Origin of the sequence: Sedimentibacter sp. B4, assembly GCF_000309315.1 — a bacterium.
In the GTDB taxonomy this organism is placed as follows: domain Bacteria; phylum Bacillota; class Clostridia; order Tissierellales; family Sedimentibacteraceae; genus Sedimentibacter; species Sedimentibacter saalensis.
On record NZ_CANG01000252.1, the window covers coordinates 1 to 584 of the forward strand.

At 32.7% G+C, this 584-nt stretch carries 1 protein-coding gene; it reads left to right on the plus strand.

Features of this window, described 5'->3' with window-relative positions:
• Positions 1-234: 234 nt before the first annotated feature.
• Positions 235-584 (plus strand): ferritin-like domain-containing protein (locus BN358_RS10975; RefSeq protein WP_019229152.1); only part of this gene is annotated, 350 nt, incomplete at its 3' end.

Consider the following 584-nt stretch of genomic DNA (forward strand, 5'->3'; position numbering starts at 1 on the left):
AAATTCCAAACTTAATCTCTTTGTTCAGTTCAAATACTGATTTATCAACGGTGTATTTCATAACTATCTCCTAATAAAGTATTAAGCAAATATTTCCAGCATGCTGATAACATTATAATACTTTTTAAGCATTACACAACCTTTTTTAAAATATAAAATTTGATTTTTTAAAAATTCGGTCATTTAAGGGATATATTTTGTTGTTTTGAAAATAATATTGTAGGAGGTGTTTATATGAATTTTTCAACAAAAGAAAGATATTTGCTTGAAGACCAGAAAAACCATGAAAAACTTTGTATTCAGAAGTATGCTAATTATGCCAATTTAGCCTCAGACCCTAATCTTAAAAACATTTTTAAGCAGAATGGTCAAATTGAACAAGAACATTACAATACAATTGACCAGCTTCTTAAAGGACAGATGCCTGCTGTAGGACAGCAAAGCGGAGGTCAGCAACAGTCCGGTGGGATGCAATCTAAAGGCATGCAGTCACAAGGACAACAAAGCAGCTCTTCACAGAATATGATTTTCCAAAACGCTAATCAGTCTGGTTCACAGGGCAGCGGAAGTATGAATACAAACGA